Annotated in this window: 18 protein-coding genes and 1 CRISPR repeat array; of the genes, 10 read left to right on the top strand and 8 right to left on the bottom strand. The window is 41.8% G+C overall.

Annotated features, from left to right (window positions below; all coding sequences use genetic code 11):
- The first annotated feature begins 49 nt into the window (after positions 1 to 49).
- The 3 genes from cas1c (at position 50) to pheT (ending at position 7871) form a co-directional block, all read left to right on the top strand.
- Positions 50 to 1081 carry a type I-C CRISPR-associated endonuclease Cas1c gene (gene cas1c, locus RSJ42_RS08795; RefSeq protein ID WP_410510191.1) on the top strand — a complete coding sequence of 344 codons (1032 nt, stop codon included), beginning with the start codon at positions 50 to 52 and terminating at the stop codon, positions 1079 to 1081.
- A gap of 14 nt (positions 1082 to 1095) precedes the next feature.
- Positions 1096 to 1383 carry a CRISPR-associated endonuclease Cas2 gene (gene cas2 / locus RSJ42_RS08790; RefSeq protein ID WP_410510190.1) on the top strand — a complete coding sequence of 96 codons (288 nt, stop codon included), beginning with the start codon at positions 1096 to 1098 and terminating at the stop codon, positions 1381 to 1383.
- 164 nt (positions 1384 to 1547) lie between these two features.
- Positions 1548 to 6027: direct repeats of the CRISPR family, unit length 32 nt; unit sequence GTCGCACCCTTCGCGGGTGTGTGGATTGAAAT.
- A 206-nt stretch (positions 6028 to 6233) separates the two neighbouring features.
- Entirely contained in the window at positions 6234 to 7871 is a 1638-nt protein-coding gene (gene pheT / locus RSJ42_RS08785; RefSeq protein ID WP_410510189.1) for a phenylalanine--tRNA ligase subunit beta, read from the top strand.
- Between the two features lie 164 nt (positions 7872 to 8035).
- Here pheT and RSJ42_RS08780 read toward each other — a convergent pair whose 3' ends face one another.
- Positions 8036 to 8659 carry a restriction endonuclease gene (locus tag RSJ42_RS08780; protein ID WP_410510188.1) on the bottom strand — a complete coding sequence of 208 codons (624 nt, stop codon included), beginning with the start codon at positions 8657 to 8659 and terminating at the stop codon, positions 8036 to 8038.
- 157 nt (positions 8660 to 8816) lie between these two features.
- Between RSJ42_RS08780 and RSJ42_RS08775 the strand changes: the two genes are divergently transcribed.
- Positions 8817 to 9569 (top strand): DUF429 domain-containing protein, encoded by a 753-nt coding sequence (locus RSJ42_RS08775; protein ID WP_410510187.1) that lies wholly within the window; start codon positions 8817 to 8819, stop codon positions 9567 to 9569.
- A 208-nt stretch (positions 9570 to 9777) separates the two neighbouring features.
- Here RSJ42_RS08775 and RSJ42_RS08770 read toward each other — a convergent pair whose 3' ends face one another.
- Positions 9778 to 10515, bottom strand: coding sequence for a helix-turn-helix transcriptional regulator (locus RSJ42_RS08770; protein ID WP_410510186.1), 738 nt, complete (start codon positions 10513 to 10515; stop codon positions 9778 to 9780).
- Positions 10516 to 11091: 576 nt separating this feature from the next.
- Between RSJ42_RS08770 and RSJ42_RS08765 the strand changes: the two genes are divergently transcribed.
- The 3 genes from RSJ42_RS08765 (at position 11092) to RSJ42_RS08755 (ending at position 13626) form a co-directional block, all read left to right on the top strand.
- Positions 11092 to 11877, top strand: coding sequence for a formylglycine-generating enzyme family protein (locus tag RSJ42_RS08765; protein WP_410510185.1), 786 nt, complete (start codon positions 11092 to 11094; stop codon positions 11875 to 11877).
- A gap of 674 nt (positions 11878 to 12551) precedes the next feature.
- Positions 12552 to 13229 carry a DUF2284 domain-containing protein gene (locus RSJ42_RS08760; RefSeq protein WP_410510184.1) on the top strand — a complete coding sequence of 226 codons (678 nt, stop codon included), beginning with the start codon at positions 12552 to 12554 and terminating at the stop codon, positions 13227 to 13229.
- 166 nt (positions 13230 to 13395) lie between these two features.
- Positions 13396 to 13626 (top strand): hypothetical protein, encoded by a 231-nt coding sequence (locus RSJ42_RS08755; protein WP_410510183.1) that lies wholly within the window; start codon positions 13396 to 13398, stop codon positions 13624 to 13626.
- Between the two features lie 390 nt (positions 13627 to 14016).
- On the opposite strand, the gene RSJ42_RS08750 is transcribed toward RSJ42_RS08755, so the two are convergent.
- From RSJ42_RS08750 to RSJ42_RS08735, 4 genes are all read right to left on the bottom strand, one after another.
- A complete protein-coding gene (locus RSJ42_RS08750; protein ID WP_410510182.1) occupies positions 14017 to 15090 on the bottom strand; it encodes a nitrous oxide reductase family maturation protein NosD in 1074 nt (357 codons plus the stop codon).
- Between the two features lie 500 nt (positions 15091 to 15590).
- Positions 15591 to 16289 carry a phosphoribosylformylglycinamidine synthase subunit PurQ gene (purQ, locus tag RSJ42_RS08745; RefSeq protein WP_410510181.1) on the bottom strand — a complete coding sequence of 233 codons (699 nt, stop codon included), beginning with the start codon at positions 16287 to 16289 and terminating at the stop codon, positions 15591 to 15593.
- Between the two features lie 86 nt (positions 16290 to 16375).
- Positions 16376 to 16627, bottom strand: coding sequence for a phosphoribosylformylglycinamidine synthase subunit PurS (purS, locus tag RSJ42_RS08740; protein WP_410510180.1), 252 nt, complete (start codon positions 16625 to 16627; stop codon positions 16376 to 16378).
- Between the two features lie 555 nt (positions 16628 to 17182).
- Entirely contained in the window at positions 17183 to 17365 is a 183-nt protein-coding gene (locus RSJ42_RS08735) for a hypothetical protein (RefSeq protein WP_410510179.1), read from the bottom strand.
- Between the two features lie 467 nt (positions 17366 to 17832).
- Here RSJ42_RS08735 and RSJ42_RS08730 point away from each other — a divergent pair, with 467 nt between their 5' ends.
- Both RSJ42_RS08730 and RSJ42_RS08725 read left to right on the top strand, forming a co-directional pair.
- A complete protein-coding gene (locus RSJ42_RS08730; protein WP_410510178.1) occupies positions 17833 to 18063 on the top strand; it encodes a hypothetical protein in 231 nt (76 codons plus the stop codon).
- A gap of 685 nt (positions 18064 to 18748) precedes the next feature.
- On the top strand, positions 18749 to 20221 hold the full coding sequence (locus RSJ42_RS08725; protein WP_410510177.1) for an asparagine synthetase B family protein: 1473 nt from the start codon (positions 18749 to 18751) through the stop codon (positions 20219 to 20221).
- 83 nt (positions 20222 to 20304) lie between these two features.
- On the opposite strand, the gene RSJ42_RS08720 is transcribed toward RSJ42_RS08725, so the two are convergent.
- Positions 20305 to 20454, bottom strand: coding sequence for a hypothetical protein (locus RSJ42_RS08720; RefSeq protein ID WP_410510176.1), 150 nt, complete (start codon positions 20452 to 20454; stop codon positions 20305 to 20307).
- Between RSJ42_RS08720 and RSJ42_RS08715 the strand changes: the two genes are divergently transcribed.
- On the top strand, positions 20393 to 21118 hold the full coding sequence (locus RSJ42_RS08715; RefSeq protein WP_410510345.1) for a cobalamin biosynthesis protein CobN: 726 nt from the start codon (positions 20393 to 20395) through the stop codon (positions 21116 to 21118). The genes RSJ42_RS08720 and RSJ42_RS08715 overlap by 62 nt on opposite strands.
- 238 nt (positions 21119 to 21356) lie before the next feature.
- Here RSJ42_RS08715 and RSJ42_RS08710 read toward each other — a convergent pair whose 3' ends face one another.
- Positions 21357 to 21932 carry a tetratricopeptide repeat protein gene (locus RSJ42_RS08710; protein ID WP_410510175.1) on the bottom strand — a complete coding sequence of 192 codons (576 nt, stop codon included), beginning with the start codon at positions 21930 to 21932 and terminating at the stop codon, positions 21357 to 21359.
- Positions 21933 to 22041: the final 109 nt, after the last annotated feature.

Below are 22041 nucleotides of genomic sequence, written 5' to 3'. Positions count from 1 at the left end.
GATGTATTAACCGATTCAAACCTCAGGCTAGTAAAAGGGGTTTACATCCATGAGAAAACTGCTGAATACATTATATGTCACAACCCCCGAATCCTATCTTCTCAGAGACGGGGAGAACGTTGTTGTCAAGGTAAAGGATATTGAAACATTTCGTATTCCCATACATAATCTTGAGGGCATAATCTGCTTTGCATATATGGGGGCCAGCCCTCAGCTAATGCAACTCTGTACTGACAATAGAGTTGGATTATCTTTTTTGACTCCAAATGGGAAATTTCTGGCGCGTGTAAATGGAAAAGTTAGAGGAAATGTTCTGCTACGTCGTACACAATATCGAAAAGCAGATAGTAAAGAAGATTCTCTTGATTTTGCCAAGTGTTTTATCATCGGAAAAATTGTCAACTGCCGTACTGTTCTTGGAAGAGGCATCCGGGACCACAGGGATGTAATTGACATTGATAAGATTCGTACGGTTAGTGATTTACTGATTGATAACCTCAAGAGCATTGATTCCTGTTTAAATTCGGATTCTCTTCGCGGCATTGAAGGAAATTGTGCCAAATTTTACTTTGATGCACTGGACGAACTTATTCTTAAACAAAAGGACAGTTTTTTTATATTTGAGAGAAACAGGAGACCTCCCCTTGATAATATGAATTCTTTGCTGTCTTTTTTGTATACGCTGCTTGCCCATGATGTTGAATCAGCTTTAGAAACCGTTGGACTTGATCCTTATGTTGGTTTTTTCCATACAGACCGTCCAGGAAGACCCAGTCTTGCGCTTGATATGATGGAGGAACTCAGGCCTTTTATGGCTGACCGCCTCGCATTGAGTATGGTTAACCTCAAGCAGGTTGATGGAAAAGATTTTCTTAAAAAGGAAAATGGGGCTGTCCTCATGACTGAAAACGGAAGAAAAAATATACTGGCAGCCTGGCAAAAGAGAAAACTGGATCAGATTACTCACCCATATTTGAATGAAAAAATCCCGATAGGGCTGATCCCATATGTGCAGGCAATGCTGCTGGCCCGCTATTTAAGGGGGGACATTGACGGTTATCCGCCATTTTTTATGAATTGAGGTGTTTTATAGTGATGGTACTGGTAACTTATGATGTGAATACAGAATCAGAAGGTGGAAAAACAAGGCTAAGAAAAGTGGCAAAAGAGTGTGAAAATTATGGTCAGAGGGTTCAGAACTCTGTATTTGAGTGCCTTGTGGACCCTGCTCAGTTTGCAGAACTCAAACATTCTTTATGTGATATTATGGAAGAAGATAAAGATAGTCTCAGGTTTTATTATCTGGGTAAAAACTGGAAAAATCGTGTGGAGCATTTTGGCGCGAAAAAGGGGTATGATCCAGAAGGTTTCTTAATTGCATAATTTCTGCGAACCCATAGTGAACATCGATTTACCGGGAGGTTCGCAGGAGAAATCTGGTCATAGTATTTAAATTTTTCGAAGGTTTATCTCTATCTTCAATAGTTTAAATTTTTTAAGATAGATAAAATACAAAATGGTGGAGGTATAACCTTAATTAATTTACCGTCGCACCCTTCGCGGGTGTGTGGATTGAAATACATGTGGCTTTAGTGGGCCAGACTTTCACCTATAGTCGCACCCTTCGCGGGTGTGTGGATTGAAATTATTTGTATACCTTCTATCGTCACCTGCACCGGATCGTCGCACCCTTCGCGGGTGTGTGGATTGAAATTCAACGAAGGGCTGTAAGCGCAAAGGTGTCCGCGGTCGCACCCTTCGCGGGTGTGTGGATTGAAATCTGCAATATCTCAGGAGCTTGTAGATGAAATGGAGTCGCACCCTTCGCGGGTGTGTGGATTGAAATCAGACAATCCACTCTAGATTTTTCAAACATAAGTGTCGCACCCTTCGCGGGTGTGTGGATTGAAATAACTGATGCCGCTAATGCAATGTATGAACTTGCATGTCGCACCCTTCGCGGGTGTGTGGATTGAAATTCTTCTTGCCCTCGAAAATGTTACCTCTAACCTGTCGCACCCTTCGCGGGTGTGTGGATTGAAATTTTCTGCTCATCAATCGAAATCCCCACAATTGAACGTCGCACCCTTCGCGGGTGTGTGGATTGAAATCCCCCGACAACTATGTGATACATGATATATATCTTGTCGCACCCTTCGCGGGTGTGTGGATTGAAATCCTGAAACCCTATAAGCTTCTTGAAAAAACTGATCGTCGCACCCTTCGCGGGTGTGTGGATTGAAATTGTGTAATCTCCTGAGCTTTCATATCAAGGGCAAGGTCGCACCCTTCGCGGGTGTGTGGATTGAAATTCTCTTTTTTCTTTTACCTTTTTCCCGGCAACATGTGTCGCACCCTTCGCGGGTGTGTGGATTGAAATTGTATCATTTGCGCAGTCTTGACAAACACCAGCGGTCGCACCCTTCGCGGGTGTGTGGATTGAAATCATATTATGACATCTACGACATTGAAGCTGTAAAGTCGCACCCTTCGCGGGTGTGTGGATTGAAATTATTATATTCTCACTTTTATTTATCTTAAAATGTCGCACCCTTCGCGGGTGTGTGGATTGAAATAAACAAGAAAGGAAGTTCTCACATGGTATCTTGAAAGTCGCACCCTTCGCGGGTGTGTGGATTGAAATTATCTACAAGACTACCAGACGTTATAAAACCAAAAGTCGCACCCTTCGCGGGTGTGTGGATTGAAATCTATATAAAAGTTTAAAGGATTGCCTGAAAAATCAGTCGCACCCTTCGCGGGTGTGTGGATTGAAATATCTCTCTTTCCTTCCTCTTGCTCATAGTTTAAGTCGCACCCTTCGCGGGTGTGTGGATTGAAATCAGATACTATATTTTTTAGAGTTGGGATTACCTGTAGTCGCACCCTTCGCGGGTGTGTGGATTGAAATAACTCAAACAAGAAATTAGAATCTGCTATTGCAGGTCGCACCCTTCGCGGGTGTGTGGATTGAAATTTTCAGGATACCATTCTCTGAAGGTGAGTATGTTAGTCGCACCCTTCGCGGGTGTGTGGATTGAAATCGGTACTCAATATGGACTCGCTGAAACCACAAGTCGCACCCTTCGCGGGTGTGTGGATTGAAATTGGAAAATCCGTTTCTCAGTCATATTTTTCATCAAGTCGCACCCTTCGCGGGTGTGTGGATTGAAATGATATTAACAATCTAAGAATAGCAGCAGCAGAGCGTCGCACCCTTCGCGGGTGTGTGGATTGAAATTTCATATGGGCCGTAACACATCAGTTAACCCTCTTGTCGCACCCTTCGCGGGTGTGTGGATTGAAATAAAAATATGCGATCCTCTTAACCGAGGACATGCCGTCGCACCCTTCGCGGGTGTGTGGATTGAAATTGCGCTTGCAGGAGTAATAAACACAATTACAGGAGGTCGCACCCTTCGCGGGTGTGTGGATTGAAATACCGCTAAAAATGCCGCTCAACTCAGAGCAAGGCCGTCGCACCCTTCGCGGGTGTGTGGATTGAAATAATCTTGAAGGTCTTGAAATCATCATCAAGATGAGTCGCACCCTTCGCGGGTGTGTGGATTGAAATTGAGTGACGTATTCTTCATCATAAACGAGGAAAAAGTCGCACCCTTCGCGGGTGTGTGGATTGAAATCAGCTTAAACCCACAACCTGAAGAGCTTGAGATGTCGCACCCTTCGCGGGTGTGTGGATTGAAATCTTAATTTTAAGCTCAAGCTCTTGTATCTGCAGGGCGTCGCACCCTTCGCGGGTGTGTGGATTGAAATTTGTATTTACAGCCTACACAGGCACCCTCGGAGGGTCGCACCCTTCGCGGGTGTGTGGATTGAAATCGGTAAGTATGAAGTAAGGAAAGGCAAAAGCTCTCGTCGCACCCTTCGCGGGTGTGTGGATTGAAATCTGTTGCTCCGGTTATGGTTAAAAACCGTGATGTCGCACCCTTCGCGGGTGTGTGGATTGAAATTCTAAGCATTTCGTTAAAATAAACAACTACGTTGTCGCACCCTTCGCGGGTGTGTGGATTGAAATTACTGTGATGAGGTCCTGTTGCAAAAAGCAACTGGTCGCACCCTTCGCGGGTGTGTGGATTGAAATGAGATCTGGTGTGATCGGATCACCTTCTTGAGATGGTCGCACCCTTCGCGGGTGTGTGGATTGAAATTTTTAAAGTCGCTTATTGTGATACTGATTCTAGTCGCACCCTTCGCGGGTGTGTGGATTGAAATAGCGATGGACTGTCCAATCCTGACTTCTTCCTGAGCGTCGCACCCTTCGCGGGTGTGTGGATTGAAATTCTCCTTCCTGCCTGTTGGCCCAATCACCGTGAATGGCAAGCAGTCGCACCCTTCGCGGGTGTGTGGATTGAAATAGTACCGCGAAGATGGGGAAAAGCTGTTTTTGAAGTCGCACCCTTCGCGGGTGTGTGGATTGAAATCTTGAAACTCTGTGATAAGGATCAGAAATTTCTGCGTCGCACCCTTCGCGGGTGTGTGGATTGAAATAATCTCCAGGCTGATGTGCCTGCACAGGTCGGGTGTCGCACCCTTCGCGGGTGTGTGGATTGAAATCAGCGGCTTTAATTGTTGGGCTCATTTCTGAGGGTCGCACCCTTCGCGGGTGTGTGGATTGAAATGGGCGCTTGGCGCTTAGTTTTTGATTTACATGAAGTCGCACCCTTCGCGGGTGTGTGGATTGAAATTTCAGTCGATGTTTTTTCAGAACGACTGAGAGCAGGTCGCACCCTTCGCGGGTGTGTGGATTGAAATATGCGGTTCAAGACAAAAAACAGACACTCAAAGAGAGTCGCACCCTTCGCGGGTGTGTGGATTGAAATTTCAGTCGATGTTTTTTCAGAACGACTGAGAGCAGGTCGCACCCTTCGCGGGTGTGTGGATTGAAATATGCGGTTCAAGACAAAAAACAGACACTCAAAGAGAGTCGCACCCTTCGCGGGTGTGTGGATTGAAATCTCTCTACTTGCGGAGAGTGCAGCACATAGGGCGTCGCACCCTTCGCGGGTGTGTGGATTGAAATCACGAATGTTGAGGTTGCTGTTTTTTGTGCGCGTCGCACCCTTCGCGGGTGTGTGGATTGAAATCCTTTGGTCTTTTCGGATACTTCATAAGCTTTAACGTCGCACCCTTCGCGGGTGTGTGGATTGAAATATAGATGATTGAAGGAACATCAAAATAGTCGTACGTCGCACCCTTCGCGGGTGTGTGGATTGAAATTGTAAACGGTGCATATACGATCGATTATTATGATGTCGCACCCTTCGCGGGTGTGTGGATTGAAATGTAGAATGGTATTAGCAAGTCCTCTTGCAGATGTCGCACCCTTCGCGGGTGTGTGGATTGAAATCCGCCCTCTGGTAGATGGTGAGAAAAAGTCCGGTCGCACCCTTCGCGGGTGTGTGGATTGAAATGTTGATTCTGATGAAATAGTTTCAATTGAACAGCGTCGCACCCTTCGCGGGTGTGTGGATTGAAATCTCAAAAGAAGTAGAATCAACTAACAGTAAGGGAGTCGCACCCTTCGCGGGTGTGTGGATTGAAATCTGCATGCCTGTATGTCGACCTCTGAATCGTTCGTGTCGCACCCTTCGCGGGTGTGTGGATTGAAATTATAAAACCGATGCCGGATGTCTATGTCTGGCAGGTCGCACCCTTCGCGGGTGTGTGGATTGAAATCTGAATGAGCCACAGGGGCCCGTTTTTGTCCTCCGTCGCACCCTTCGCGGGTGTGTGGATTGAAATTGAATTATTCGGGCTCGATAATTGAGACTACCTGTCGCACCCTTCGCGGGTGTGTGGATTGAAATTTTTCCGGGAGGTTATTCTTGTGAAGCATATCTGTCGCACCCTTCGCGGGTGTGTGGATTGAAATTGACCTTGTTAACCCGACTGATGCAGCAGCAACAGCGTCGCACCCTTCGCGGGTGTGTGGATTGAAATTGGGGATTTCTTTTCGTTTACTCAATGTCTACCGGTCGCACCCTTTGTGGGTGTGTGGATAAAATATTATAACTCAAGAATAAACATTGATAATGGTCGCATCTACCAAGGTGTGTATGGATTGAAATGGTATATAGTAAAGAATTATTAAGAAAAACAACATAGTCGCACCCATATGGGTGTGTGGATTGAGATCCTGAAACAAAAGCATTAAATCTAAAGTTGATTATTTTTGGCATTAAGTTAGCTAGTAACAATGAGATGAAATCCCCATGCCAGTAATCACCTTGCATTATGAAGACCTCGAGAAACTCACGGGAACAGATAAGGAAACCATCATAAAAAGGGTGCCTATGATAGGTGCCGATATCGAAAGGGTTGAAGACGAATATGTTGACATCGAGTTCTTCCCTGACAGGCCTGACCTTTACAGCGTTGAAGGGGCAGCCAGGGCAATGCGGGGCTTTCTGGACATTGAGACCGGGCTTCCCGAGTATGAGATAAAGCCCTATAAGGTGTCCATATCCGTAAGCGAAGACATCCTGAAAATCAGGCCGTTCCTCGGGTGTGCGGTTGTAAGGGGGGTAAAGCTCACTTCCTCTTCCATCAAGTCCCTTATGGACCTTCAGGAGGACCTGCACTGGGGCCTGGGCCGAAACAGGAAAAAAGTTTCTATCGGTGTCCATGACCTTAAAAATATAAAGCCGCCCTTCAGGTATATGGCAGTTGACCCCGAATTCAAATTCGTGCCTCTTGACTATACTGAAAAGATGAGCATGAAGGAAATTCTTGAGAAGCACCCCAAAGGCACAAGATTTGCCCATCTCGTCAGCGGTTTTGACAAATATCCGATCATCCTGGACGCAAACGACAATGTACTGTCCTTCCCGCCCATAATCAACGGCACTCTCACAGCTGTGACTGAACAGACAACCGACCTTTTCATTGATGTTACAGGGCTTGGAGAAGCAGTGTATACCGCTTTGAATATCGTGGTCACAGCCCTTGCTGAAAGGGGAGGAGAGATTGAGTTTGTGAGGGTAATCCGCCCTGGGGGAGAGGAATTTGTCCTGCCTGACCTTGAGCCGAAAGAAAGGCTGCTTACGACAGGCGAAGTAAAATCTCTTGCAGGCATGGAACTCCCGATTGAAGAGATAGTAAAACAGCTTGAGAGGATGCGCTTTGGAGCATGCGCCCTTGATAAGGAAACTATTGAGGTAAAAGTTCCGGCTTACAGGGCAGATATCCTGCACAATTATGACCTTGTAGAAGACATTGCCAAAGGCTATGGCTACGAGAATATCAAAGTAAAGATCCCTGAGACCTATACTGCGGGCAAGTCCCACCCGATTTCCCTGATGCGGGCTTCGGTAAACGAAATAATGGTCGGGCTGGGTTATTATGAGGTTATGCCCTTCACGCTTACCAGTGAAAAGATAAACTTTGAAAACATGTGCAGGGAAAAGACTGATGACGTAACATATGTGCTTCACCCGATCAGCGAAGACCAGACGATGCTCAGGACAACCGTGCTTCCTAACCTTCTTGAAATTCTTTCTTTGAACCAGCACAGGGAACTTCCGCAGAAGATCTTTGAGTTCGGAGAGGTTGTAAGCAACGAAACAACAGGCCAGCATGTTGCAGCAGTCTCTATCCACCCGCAGGCAAACTTCACGGAAGTTTACGAGGTCGTGGATGCCTTTATGAGGGAAATGATGCTTTCTTATGAAGTAAAAGAGTCAAAAGACCCTGCATTCCTTGAAGGCAGGCGGGCAGATGTTTATGTCAATGGCAAAAAGCTTGGAGTTTTCGGAGAATTCCATCCTGAGGTTATAAGCAAGTTTTCACTAGGGTATGCCGTCGTCGGGTTCGAACTCGACCTGAACGACCTCATAGGCAAACAAATTTAAAATAACTAAGTATTTGAGAGGAGCTTTTCTTTTCCTTTTGTTTTTCCTTCTTTCTCCTTTCTTCTCTCTTCCTTTTCACTTCCTTTTTTCCTTCCTTTCCCTCTCTTCCTTTTTTCTTTCCCTATCTTTTCCTCTATTTCCCTCCTCTTTTTTCCTATATTTCTTCACTTTTCTTTCAATATCTGTTCCATTTCCTCTGCAATTCTTCTGACTTCAGTGATTTCATCAGTCCTAGCGAGCCTGTATACAAGTTCGAGAATCCTCTCTCTCATTAAGTCAAGGTCTTCAAGCGCAAAAGAAAGTTCTCCTATGAGGGCTTCCAGGCTTTTCGTTCCAGCAAGAGCAGAAAGCTTTTGAAGATCTGCCTTTATCAGGTAAAGGGTTTCAGGGGAACTGAGGTCAACATCATATTCATCTTCAAATTCCCTTTTAGAAATTGTTTTAAGCCACATTACTTTTCGGATATGACTGATAAAATTAGTTAACCACCTGTATTCGTAGTTCCCACTAATTTTTCCGATCAGCACCTCGTTCCTGGTTTTAAGAGGAACTGCCACAAGGTCTCCTTTTTCTATTTTTGCAATAAAAGAGCAGATCTCCTTAGCCCAGGTTTCGGAAAGCTCTTCCCGCATGCCCGGGTATTTTTCCATTATGAGTCTCATTACCTGACCTTTGTTTTTGGCGGACAAATCAGGAAGCTCAGCCCAGCCAATAGTAACAATGCTGTCTTCCAGAATTCTCTCTTCGTCCTCTAAAGTGCCTGCGGATTTGAGCAACCAGAACTTCATAACCTGCCTCCTAATTTTTCGATTTCTTAGGTCCGTATTTCTTAGGTTCGTATATCGTATTCTTATATCCTGTAATTAATTAATGGTTTCCGCAGCCGTAATCAATTATAATTTGTGCGGGAAAAACTCTTTTAAGTTTATACTCCCAGGTACAGGTATGGGCAAAAAGGTTTTTGTCGGGGTTGACGGCTGCAGAGCAGGCTGGTTTGCAGTATTTCTTGAAGAAGATGAAAATGGCTGCAAATGGGAAGTTGCTGTCTTTCCCGAGTTTTCGTGCCTCATCAATTTCCTAGAAAATAAATATAGAGAGGCTGATCCACTGGTCCTGATTGATATTCCTATTGGCCTGAAAGACGGAGGTTCGGGAGAGCGGCTTTCAGACATCGAAGCCCGAAAGATCCTGAAAGCGCGAAAGTCAAGTATTTTTCCTGTGCCGTGCAGGGAAGCAATTTATGCGGAAACCTATGAAGAAGCATGCAATATCAATGAAAGGCTTACAGGAAAGAGAATTTCAAAGCAGGCATGGAATATAGTTCCCAAAATCCGGGATGTTGACAGTTTTCTGGTAAAAAACAAAAATTACAGGGAAAAGGTCCGGGAGGTAGGGCCAGAGATTTGTTTCCAGTCTTTCTCAGGCTTTCCTGTGAAACACTCAAAAAAGGAAACCGAAGGGTTTCTTGAAAGAAGAGAGGTTCTGAAAAATGCCTGCAAACTTGCAGATGAAATAGTTGAATATTCCCTTTTAAAATATAGAAGAAAAGAACTTACAAAAGACGATATACTGGACGCACTTGCAGCTGCACTCACTGCAAAGCAGGGGAGTAAATATGGGTTTGTTTATGTTCCCGGTAAACCGGAAATAGATAGCAGAGGGCTGAAAATCCAGATGATATACTTTAAACCAGGATGATACGCTTTAAATTCGGATGATACACTTTAAATCCAGATAATATACTTAGCTTTACATGTTCGATATTCATTTGTTCGACATTCATTAACAGCTTAAAATAATCAGCTCGTTTGCCTGCTACACTGAAAATTAAAACTTATTCAATCAATACATCAAGCTATACTTAACAGCCGTACCTTAATAGCTATACATTAACCCGCATTAACACCTAGTCCGTATTCATATTATGCATATGACAGACAGGCTGGCGGCTAGCCAGGTCCTGGAAAAATGCTCTTACTTCTACCGGTTCGACTACTTCCATACAGTGCCAGAAAAGCTCTCTTCCCCAGTCCAGTGCTTCTTCCTCGGTGGATATCAATAACTGGTCCCTCAATTTACCATCGTTTTCATAAAGTTTGAGCGAAAGGAACCTGTCAGTAACAACAACTGAGGGTATGGGCATAGGCTTCCTGCAAACAAAAATTTTCGAGTTTTCATTTTTAGAAAACCTTTCAGCTTCTTCAGGAAAACTGGAGAACAAACGGATTATGACACTTTCAGTTGTACAGAGCGTAATTCTGGTCCCATTTTCAGCAAGGTCTGCGTAGAGAGAAGGTGATTCTGGATGGAAATATGATACAAAGGTAAGAATCTCCTTTGAATTCAGCATATTATCCATGAAAACTTTTGGAGTTTCAAGCATGTGTTCCACATCAGGTTCAAGCAGTTCACAATGCCCGAGTTCATCGATTCTCTCAAGAAGGAAATCAGGAATTTGGGTTAAGTCACGCGTCTTCCAGTAGTCATTACTTATTTCAAAGACCTTAATTGTGCTCAGGAAAGGTATCAGATTTTCAACTATTATTTTTCCCGTTTCAGTTAGCCTGTAGACTTTCTTTTCCTCAACCAGCAGGTGAGCATCTTTCATTTTTTTTATATGGGGCTGAATCGAGCCTGCATCCATATTCAGCAGTTCTTTGATTGCATCAATATCTCTCGGCTCTTCCCTGAGGAGAAGTAAAAGTTCTTTTCTCTTTTCAGAAAAAAAGATGAGATTTATAAGTGACTGTTTAATCTGCTCACCTCCATTAACTCATTTATTCTAGGATAATTCTTTAAACACTTATTAATGCCCTAAAAACCTTTTTATTTTTGAACATGATTACTATTCTTATATTTTATATTTTTCTAAATTGATAAATAATATGTCAAATTATTGTCCTTAAGAAATACTAATTAAAATTTTTGAACGAATCTGGTATAAATGGACCAGAAAACTGCTCTCAAAGATTGAAACCTGAAAGGAGAAATCCAGAATCAACCAGAAAAGGGAAAGTTAAGAAAGATCAACTCATAATTAAACAGTAAGCAATAAAAAATAGAAAAGAGATAGAAATCTTCAGATGATATCCTGCCGGAGGCATGAGATCTCTGAATGAAAATATATATTTTTATAAAAAAATTTTAATCAAAAATATTTACGCTTCAAAGAGTCCAGACATATGTTTAAGGACTTTAATGAAGGTTCGTCCAGAGGGGAGTGAAGACCATTAAGAATCCAGTCCATATTGACAATTCTATCCCTGTAAGCAGCCATATTAAAAACTCGATTGGAATGGAATTCATCCTCGTGCGCGCAGGAGATTTTGAAATGGGCTCTCCCTCAAATGAGATGCGCAGAAAGCTCTGGGAAAGCCCTGTGCATAAAGTAACCATAAAAAGAAACTTTTATCTGGGGAAGTATCAGGTTACTCAGGAACAGTGGAGTAAAATAATGGGAAATAATCCCTCCTATTTCAGGGGTGAGAAGCTTCCGGTAGAAACCGTTTCCTGGGAGGATGTTCAGGTTTTTATCAGGAAACTTAATGCTTTCGAAAATGCTGGTGAAAATAGCCCGGTATATCGGCTCCCTGCGGAAGCGGAATGGGAATATGCAGCAAGAGCAGGAACTACGGGCAGCTATTTTTTCGGGGATAACGAAACGGAACTTAAAGAATATGCCTGGTTTCTTAAAAACTCAGGGCTTGAAGCTCATCCAGTGGGCATGAAAAAACCTAACCCCTGGGGATTTTATGATCTTTACGGAAATGTTGGGGAATGGGTTCAGGACGAGTACCATATCAGCTATAAAGGAGCACCTTCGGATGGCAGGGCATGGGAAAGCCTTTTTCCCAGCATATCTTTGCCTGTAAGGATAAGGAGAGGGGGAGGCTGGAACGGGAATGCAGGGTGCTGCAGATCGGCTGAAAGGCTCTTTGCGGCACAGAACACGAGACTCAACAGCGTGGGGTTCAGAATAGTAAGGGAGTGCGACTCTCAAATGTGAACTCCTAATAATTGACGAACGATACTTTCGTCAACAAATAATGCTTTTTGCTAACAAACAATACCTTTAGTAATAAACAGTATTTTTAAATAGTACTTTCTGCACAATTTTCATAACTGTGGACCACAGGTCCCGTTTTTGAGAAAGTGAAAAACAGAAAGCATAGAAAGAATCGGAGGCTGATTGCTTCCTGGAATATTTTTTTTGGTTAATTTCCTGGCATTATTTTGTTTCTTCCGGATCTTGCACCTTTATCCCCTGCCTTTTTTCCTCAGGCAGGGGTAAAAAAGAGTATCAGGTGCTTTCGATGATTCAGGAGGCGATTAAATTTTGTGTCTTTCGGGTAGAGACGTTCTTTTATTGTATTATTGATATTTAACATTTTTGTTCTCTACTTTGTTACTAAATATTAATTATAATTATTACAGTTCTACTCAGAAAAAACCAATAATTTTGTCAGAAAAATCAACTGCTTTAACCCCTGAACAGTATTCACGCTTAAAACAAGATTAACTGTTAAATTAACGGCTGCCAGGACAGATTAAAGAATAAAAATATAGGTTCTGAAAAATAAAATAGGAGAGGCAGAGAATACTTTCAGACAAACAGGAATATTTGAAAAAAGATAAGTAGTATACGCCCTTCAGGAAATAGCTAAAGAATAGAGTAATTTTATGACTCCTCTGGGTAAAAGCGAGTTTAAAGGAGGAAAAATTCTGCCTTTTAGAGATATGGCCCCTGAAGAACTTGAATTTCTTGTAAAAAAGGCTTTTGAGCTTGAAGCCGTGGACGCAAAGATAATCCCCACCAACCAGGTCTTCGTTGAAAAAAGAGTGGTTCTAAAATGCAGAGGATGTATTGGCTACGGGAAAAAACTTACCTGCCCTCCTCATGTTCCTGCTGTCGATGAGTTCAGGGAAATACTTAAAGAGTACAGGTATGCTCTTCTTGTCAAATTCCGGTCTCCTGCGGTAGCGGATGAAGAGATTGCAAAAGCTCCTTATAAGACCTGGCTTGATCCTTCAGAACCTGAAGAAACAAGAGAAAAAGCTTCAAAATTCTGGTCAGATTATTTTGATTACAGCAAAAAAATGCTGCTCTCAATGCTTGAGCTTGAAAAAACAGCTTTTAATGAGGGTTTTACTTTTGCAGTGGCATTTGTTAATGGTTCGTGCAGGCTCTGCGAAAAATGCAATGTGGAAAAAGGGGTATGCATCCATTCAAACATGGCAAGGATTCCTGAGCACGCTGTAGGCATTAACATGAAAAGAACTGCTGCAGAAGCAGGAATGCCTCTAATGTTTCCTATAAAAGGTCAGCCTGAACCCATGTCTATCCTTTTGATCGATTAAATACATAAAAAAGATAGAAGCAGATTTAAATAACAGTTGAAACAATAAATTAGAGTGTATGCCCCTTCCATATCAGAAAACTCATAATTGTCGTCCCGGCATTTCCAGGTCCCTTTCCGTAAAAAGAAAAACAGTTGTTAAAATTACTCTCCTGTTAGGCTGGTTAATGATCATACTAATACTTATGACTGCAACCGGGACAGCATCTTACGAAAATGCCAGGTATTTTTTCTGGATGGTGCCAGTCTCAACAGCCCTGCTCTATCTGCTATACATGAACAGTAAGTCCAGCAAGATGTCAAAGGGAGAAGAGGTCAAGTCAGTCCTTGCTCTCGTCTTTACTTTTGTGTGCTTGATAATGGCATTTATTGCATCTATCTTATTAGGGCACAAATAAGCAATGGATTTTTTAATTTCCTTTTTAACTAACAAAAGATTTAAAATTAGAATAAAAATCTAAGAGTTGTGAAGTAGAAGCCTGAAAGAAAATTCTGGAAGAAATCCTGGAAGAAAATTCTGGAAAGAAGGAAATTCTGGAAAAAAGAAAGTCCTGGAAGGAAGAAATTCTAACAGGATAAAAATCTAGAAAATGTAAAAATCTAAAAACTAAGGATTTACATGTTTATTAGAAATTTCTAAGAGATTTCATCCGGAGTTCCCTTCCTTTCTTTTTATTTCTTTCTACTTCTTACCCCTTTTAAATTAGTCAGGGATCAGATGTACTCTGGTTAGCGGTACTTCAGGCATATTTCCAGCTATATTCCGTAACCTCCTTTGTAACCTCCTTTTAGACTTCTGGCTTTCCATTAGATACAAACGTCTCATTTCCGTTATTGTCGCCTGCGTCTCCTGAGCTGTTATCAGAGGATTCTTCTACCAGAGGCATATAATCCGTACTTCCGGTAGACTCGTTGACAACGAAAGGACTATCTCCGATACCGTCTCCATCGGCATCTTCACCTGTATAGTCGCTCCAGATATTGCCTGCCGTACTGCTGTTCCATATGTTAACCCCTTCGTCCAGCGCATCAAGGAAGTTAGAGAACTCATTTTGATAGATAGTGTTGCTGGAGGATGCATTAAGGTAAATTCCAAGCTCGTTCTGGTGCAGGGAATTATTTGTTACAGTATTGTATCCCGCATTCTCTAAAATGATTCCATAATCGTTTCTCGAGACCGAGTTAGAATCAATTATATTTCGGTCAGATGTCCCAAGGAAAAACCCTATCCCATTTGCAGTTGCGGTGTTATTGAAAATGGTGTTGTTGACAGAGCTGTTCATTAAGATTCCCTCGTCATTTGTTGCCAGCCAGTTATCTGAGAGTTCATTTTCATTGGAACCGATAAGAGCAATCCCGGTGTATCCCATGCCTGCAAGGTTGTTGTTAATGTAATTGCGCTGGGAACCATTGAGAGCTATGCCCACATCATTGAATATCAGGGCATTGTTGATCAGTGAACAGTTGTCTGCCCCTTCAAGATAAATCCCAACCTCGTACCAGTCCTGACTGGAAGGGCCTCCTGAGATATAGAACCCGGATATTGTCACATTACTCGAGTTAACAAAAAAGACATCGTCATTCGAAATTGCACCCAGCACATATGTGCGGTCGTTCAGTTCTTCTGAAGAATTTGAGATAATTAAAACTTCTTTATTCACTTTCACATTTTCCCTGTAAACTCCAGGATTTACAAGAATCGTGTCTCCGTTCTGTGCATTATTTACAGCTTCCTGGATAGAAGTGTAGTTTTCCCCTCCATTCATACTTACGGTAATAACCGCAGCATTTGCCGGGATTATAGCAGTTCCAAGTACGAGAAGAGAAATTACCAAAACATTTAGAGCTAGCCTTTCATTCATAATTCAATACTCCCTTAATTGATTGAATTATCCATTCCAAAAGAATAAATGATATTTTATATTAACTCGTAAGGATATATTCTAGAGTAATAAAAATATTTTGAAACATAAATTCTGAAAAATAAGTCTGAACTTTCGTTTATTTTACTCTGCTAATTATCCTCCTGTATTCAAAAAATCGGTTTAAAAGGAGATTCGATATTTGAAACGCATAAAAAATTCGGATTCTCTCTCAGTAAGGCTGATAAAGAAAACCAGAGCTTAATGAAGAACTGAAGTGAAAGAAAATAACTCAATATAAAACTCAATACAAAGTAACTTGATATAAAATAAATTAATGTGAAATAAATTAGTACAAAATAAATTAATGTGAAATAAATTAGTACAAAATAAATTAATATAAAATTATATGGAATAAATTCTTAAAAAGGAAATAAATTTTAAAAACAAAAGGAGCTTTTTCTTAAAAGCTAAGGCAATTAAAAAGAAACGGAAGCGGATTAGAAGTTTTCTGTAATATAATCCGCCATAGACTCAAAAACCTTCCTGCCTTGATCTGAACCAAGGATTGATTCCGATGCCCTTTCAGGATGAGGCATGAGGCCGAGAACATTTCTTGAAGAGTTCACTATTCCTGCGATGTTTTCCAGAGAACCGTTAGGGTTGGCTTTATCTGTTGGCCTTCCTTTTTCATCCACATAACGGAAGACGACCTGGTCATTCTCATCAAGTTCTGCAAGAGTCGGTTCCTCAGCATAGAATTTGCCTTCCATATGGGCAATGGGGAGCTTTATAACCTCGCCTTTTCTGAACCTGGATGTAAAGGGAGTGCTGGCTGTTTCGACTCTAAGGCTGGTCCAGTGGCACCTGAACTTGGGGTACTCGTTTGTTGTAAGAGCCCCTTCCAGAAGCCGCGCTTCGGTCAGGATCTGGAAACCGTTGCAAATCCCGAGGACAGGTTTTCCTTCGGCTGCAATTTTCTTTACGGAATCCATAATAGGAGTTCTGGCAGCAATTGCTCCTGCCCTGAGATAGTCTCCATAAGAAAAGCCGCCAGGGACAACGACCCCATCAAAGCCTGACAGGCTTTCTTCTTTGTACCAGACAGTTTCGGCGTCCGCACCAATCACGTCTTTAAGGACGTGAAGGACATCCAGGTCGCAGTTTGTGCCTCCGAACTGAATAATGGCAATTTTCATCTTTTTTCCCTCAATCTTCCTTCAAGTTTTCAAAGCATTTAGCTTTCTGGATTTTATCATCAATCCTTTTATTCATGCACGGAGCCTTAATTGAATTCTTTGAGCTCTATAGTATAGTTGTGGATGATTGGGTTTGCAATTAGTTTCTGGCACATCTCATCAACTTTCTGCTTTGCAACTTCGGCAGATTCGGCTTCGAGCACGATTTCGTACAGTTTTGCAGTCTTTACGCTTTCGACTGCGTATCCAAGGTGTCCGAGCGCCCTCTTGGCTGTGGTGCCTTCAGGGTCAAGCATGCCTGCTTTCTGTTCAATAGTTACTGTTGCCTGGTACTGCATTTTTGTAAGCCTCAATTTTGAATCTTGAATCTTTAATTACAATATTCTGTTTATTGAATCTTTAATTACAACCTTTTAATTATTTGGACTTTTACCTTTTTTCCGGTAGACCAAATACGGTATGAGATGGAAGGTGATGCGCTGAAGGTAAATAATTACCGGTCTGAATCATAATAATTATAAAGTATTTGATTACTTAATCTAATCCCATTTATTTTTAGTTATTGGCTGGTTTTTAACTTGCCTTACCAGCGCCGATTTCATGGGAAATAAGGATAAAACCTATTTAATCTTATGGGTGTTATTTAGAGACATGTTTATTAAGCACGGAAAAATAAAGACCATTTATCAGGAGAATTGGCGTTTGTAACTTTCTATTATGCCATAGATAAAATCATTCTTAATACTATAAATTATTCTTAAACTATACTTGATTATTTATCTATGTACCTTGGATACGAGAAGATCAGATCCTGCCATCAGTACATATGTCTTTGAATAGCAGTGCCCATAATGCCGAGAAAACATATAATTTGTAAACAAAATTACAGAGAGTTAGAAATTAAAGTTATATATGCTTAACTTGACCAGTATGGCAATTGTAAAAATATTCAAAATTATAAAAATAATAAACGGCTTTGCCATGTCTGAAAGCAGACGCATCCATGTGTTTTCTATCTTTTTATCCCAGGCAGCGAAATATTCCTGATTTTTGCGTTTTGTGGATTCAAGTTGCATTTGTTTTCCTCAGTCCAGGTATGTTTTTAAGAGTCATCTAATTTAAATATTTTTATTCTGTTTCTCTTGCCTGGAGAGTGAACCACTCCATAGCCAAACACCAGGAAACAATTAGTTCATCGATTAATACGAGATAACTAAACCATCCATATTAAATAAATATGGTACATTTACAGTGAACTGAATTAAAAAAACTTCTCTATCTAAGACGTCTCTATTTACATTTTTCTCGTTGTAATCTCTATTTTACTGTCAGAGGGCAGAAATCCCAGGGTTTATGGAATTATTTGCAGTTTTCGGATGCTTCCGGGAATGTCACCCGCATTTATACAAGTACTATTATAAAAATGTATTACAGATTTGGATAGTTTTAAATGTATAAAAAATCCAATTATAAATTGGGTGAAATACTGAACTTCAATAAACCGGATAGCTGGGATATTAAACACGATGGTCTGGAGTAGGATTTGCACCTGACCAGGCAGCTTGTTCTCTGCAAACATGGAGTTCTCAGAGGCAGCAATTGCTGCAGGGCTTATGTGCCGAAAAATGACCTTTACATTACACGCTGTTGCTGTCTTTACTGTAATCACTCCATCTGGATAGGGGACGAAAAAAGCGCAAGGAATCCCTTCGCTGCACTGCAAGGTGATCCCATATTCGCTGTAGAAGTGCTCAGGGAGGAATCACCGGGGTAACATAGCAGATATAAAACAGAATAAAAAGGAAAAAGATGATAAAAGAGAATAAAAAGGAGAAAGATGATAAAAGAGAATAAAAAGGAAAAAGATGATAAAAGAGAATAAAAAGGAGAAAGATGACAGGGTCAGAAGCAAAAACAGCCGGAATTTCGTGATTGAAGTAAGAAAAGCACTGCAGAACTATAAGTATTTATAAGTACGATTTTTTGATTTCTTTTCATTTCTCAATTATTTCTTTTTATGCGACTTTCATTCAAATGGTGGAGATATCTGCATTTATGTGTAGAGTTAAGGTCGGTTTCTGGAGTTAAGAAAATATCTTCAGCCAGAGAAGCTTTTCCGGATTTTACCCTATTGACAGCGCATTACCGGCTTGAGAGTTGTTTTTCTTATACCGCGGGCTGGCTCCTCTCCGGCGCGGCATGGGAAGAAAAAAATGAAAGACTTTTCCCATACCTAAAATAGATTCAACAATTATCACATTAATTAAAAAGCCGCGGTATCTTAAATCTCATTTAAGTTAAATTGTCGATATCTTTTCCAAATCTATTTGTCTTGCTTATACGGTTCTTTTCAGCTATTCATTGGCTATTCATTGATATGTTTCCTGGAGACTGCAAAACAATAAATACAGGATTGTGCTGTGTATACCGGACAGAAAGAACGGAAAAAAGGTATAATTATGTGCGGAATAGCAGGAATGTTCGGAACTTCTGACAGTAATACGGAAGTAAAGAGAATGCTTGCAGTCCTGGGGCACAGGGGACCTGATGCCTGCGGAATACATACTTCGGGAGACCTGAGCACAGGAAATACCCTGCTAAAAATAACCGGGGATATGCCCCAGCCGCTTACAGGAACAGGGTCCCTCGTACTTAACGGAGAGATCTACAATTTCCGCGAGCTTGCGGCTGAGATAGGGCTAAAAACCAATTCTGATACGGAACTGCTTTTTGAACTTATAGAAAACGGTGTAAAAAAAGGCAGTGCCCCGGTAGATGCCGTATTTTCCGCACTTCTGAAAGTAAATGGGGATTATGCTCTTGCATATGCATGCGGGACAGAACTTGTACTTGCCAGGGACCCATCAGGGGTTAAACCTCTCTTTTTTTTTCATGCGGAGAAAATGGGAAAGCAGGAGTTAGTATTTGCTTCCGAAAAAAAAGCCCTCTCACGCATTAACAGAGAAGCAAAGCCTTTTCCTCAGGGAGGGGTTACCGGCTTCAATACCAAAAACGGGAAAATAGCCGAAAATGTAATGGAGAAATCCCTTAAAATAAAATCTCCTAAAGAAAGAATTTACAGAGAAAAAGAAGCTGTATTTCGCTTGAAGGAGGCCCTTGAAAGGGCTGTAGAACTGAGGCTTAGCCCGCTCTCAGGAATTGCGTTTTCAGGAGGAATTGACAGTACCTTTTTAGCAGCCCTTGCAAAGAGGATAGACCCCGATATCCCTCTATATGCGGTCGGGCTTCCTGGCTCCCATGACATCACCCAGGCAGAGTATGCAGCCGAAGCCATAGGCATGAAAAGCAACCTGAAAGTCCACTTTCTTTCGCCCGAAGAAATAGAAGCTGCTGTTCCCAGGGTAATTTACGCAACCGAATCTACTGACCCGATGAAGGTCACAATAGGGCTTCCTCTTTATATAGTTGCGAAGACCGCAGGTGAAGATGGAAAGCGGGTCATTTTAACAGGTCAGGGAGCGGATGAACTCTTCGGAGGGTACAGCAGACATGAAGGGTTTTTCGAGATGGGACCTGATGTGCTGGATAGGGAGATTTTTTCTAATCTTGAGAATATCTCAACAATTAACCTTGAGAGGGATGACATGGTTACAATGGCCAATTCCGTAGAGCTCAGGGTGCCTTTCCTTGATAAAGAAGTAATAAAAATCGGACTTGCCATTAGTCCTGAACTCAAGATCCTGAAAAAAAATGGTTCATATACACGAAAATATATCCTCAGGAAAGTGGCAGAAGGTTTTCTTCCCCCGGAGATTCTCCGGAAAGAGAAAAAAGCAATGCAGTATGGGACCGGAGTTCAAAAAGTGCTTGACCGGCTTGCCAGGGAGTCGGGTTTTTCCAGAAAGCAGGGGAGCCATATAGAAGAATACCTTAAACATATTGCTCTTAAAAGCGGGATCTGTTATAAGTAGAAATAAAACACAAAAAGTAAAATCAGATAAAATCAATAAGTATAAACAGTTTGATGGTTATATCCGAATAAAAAATATTCCGTTTAATTTATATCAGTATCAGGGGGAATTCGAATAAAAATAGCAATAACCGGAAAAGGCGGCGTTGGAAAGACCACTCTCTCAGGCACTCTGGCAAGACTGCTGGCAAGGGACGGATATGAAGTCCTGGCAATAGATGCAGATCCGGACATGAACCTTGCATCTTCCCTGGGTATAGAAAACCCCCCAAAACCCCTTGCTGACTTCAAAGACCTTATCCAGGAAAGGGCAGGAGCCGAAGGCGGGGCTTTTATCTATAACCCTAAAGTGGACGATATCGCAGGCAAATATGGAGTAATAGGGCCGGATGGAGTAAGGATGCTTGTCATGGGGACTGTTGACAAAGGAGGAAGCGGGTGCATGTGTCCGGCTTCAGCCTTCCTCAGGGCTCTTCTCAGGCACCTCATGCTTAAGGAAAAGAGTGCGGTTATCCTGGATATGGAGGCGGGGATAGAACACCTGGGAAGAGGAACCACACGCGGTATGGATCTTATGATTGTGGTGGTGGAACCAGGGGCAAGGTCTCTTGAAACAGCAGAGAGAATAAAAAAGCTCTCCTCTGAAATAGGGATAAAACACATTGCTGCCGTAATTAACAAAGGAGGAGGCGGGAAGGTTAACCACAGGCTTGAGGAACTTGGCATCCCGGTACTTGGAGAGATTCCTTTTGACGAGCAGTTAATGAAAGCTGACCTTGAAAAAAAGGCTCCTATTGATGCAGGCGGCGAAGCTGTTAACGCTATCGTGAAAATCAAAGAAAAACTTATGGAAACAGTTGAAGAGATCAGGAAAGAAAACGAGCAGAGTAAAAAGTAAAGGCTGGAAACAGCCCTTAACACTTTTTGGTTTTTTCTTTATTTCTTCCTTATTTCTCTTTCTTTATTTCTTCCTTATTTCTTTTTCTTTATTTCTTCTTTATTTCTTCTTTATTTCTTCTTTATTTCTTTTTTTATTTCTGATTCAGATTCCTTTTAGATCCTTTACTGATTTCTGGATTCTTTACTTTTTCTTTTTGAATCATGAGCTTTTTTCCTGTTTTTCAGTTTCGAAAAGATCAGTTAAAGTCGCTATCCGGCGAATCGATCAGGGTCCCTTTTTTATATATAAGCCCGAGAAGCCTGAGCCTTTTTTCCCGGATAAGGGCATCAGTAGGATCTACCTCAAGAGCCCTGTCATAAGCTTCCATAGCCTCTCCATACCTTCCAAGGTTTTCCAGAACCAAGCCTTTCTGGTACAGGGAAAAAATATCATCGGAATTGACTTTAAGAACTTCATCATAACATTCTATGGCTTTTTCATGCTCCTTTAGATTGCTATAGGCAAAACCCTTGAGGCATTTTATTCCCAGATGCTCAGGCTCGATTTCGAGAGCTTTGTTATAACATTCAAGAGCCTCCTGAGATCTCCCCAGCCTGTCAAGGACAAAACCTTTCTGAAGCCAGGCATCAAAGTGCAGAGGATCCAGATTTAAAGCTTTATCGTAAAGCCTGAGTTTGTCCTCATAATCATTAGTTTCACCTGCTGATAGAAGGAGCTGCCCGGGGTCCTCGTGTTCTTCGGTTTTTTCTGCCGCTTCCAGTTCCTTCTGCTTTATCTCAGTTTTTTCAGTAGTATTCTTCTCCTCGGTCATTTCGGAATCCTCTTTCCAGCGAAGATATATTCGGACCCCTTTCGGAATCATCTTCCATGTCTAATTTTCCGGATTTTTGCACGAAACCGGAGTTAGACCTGTATTGAGC

The sequence above is a fragment of the Methanosarcina hadiensis genome (assembly GCF_046529725.1).
Classification (GTDB): domain Archaea; phylum Halobacteriota; class Methanosarcinia; order Methanosarcinales; family Methanosarcinaceae; genus Methanosarcina; species Methanosarcina hadiensis.
Note: the sequence above shows the minus strand (reverse complement) of the source record. Positions and strands in the feature narration are given on the sequence as shown.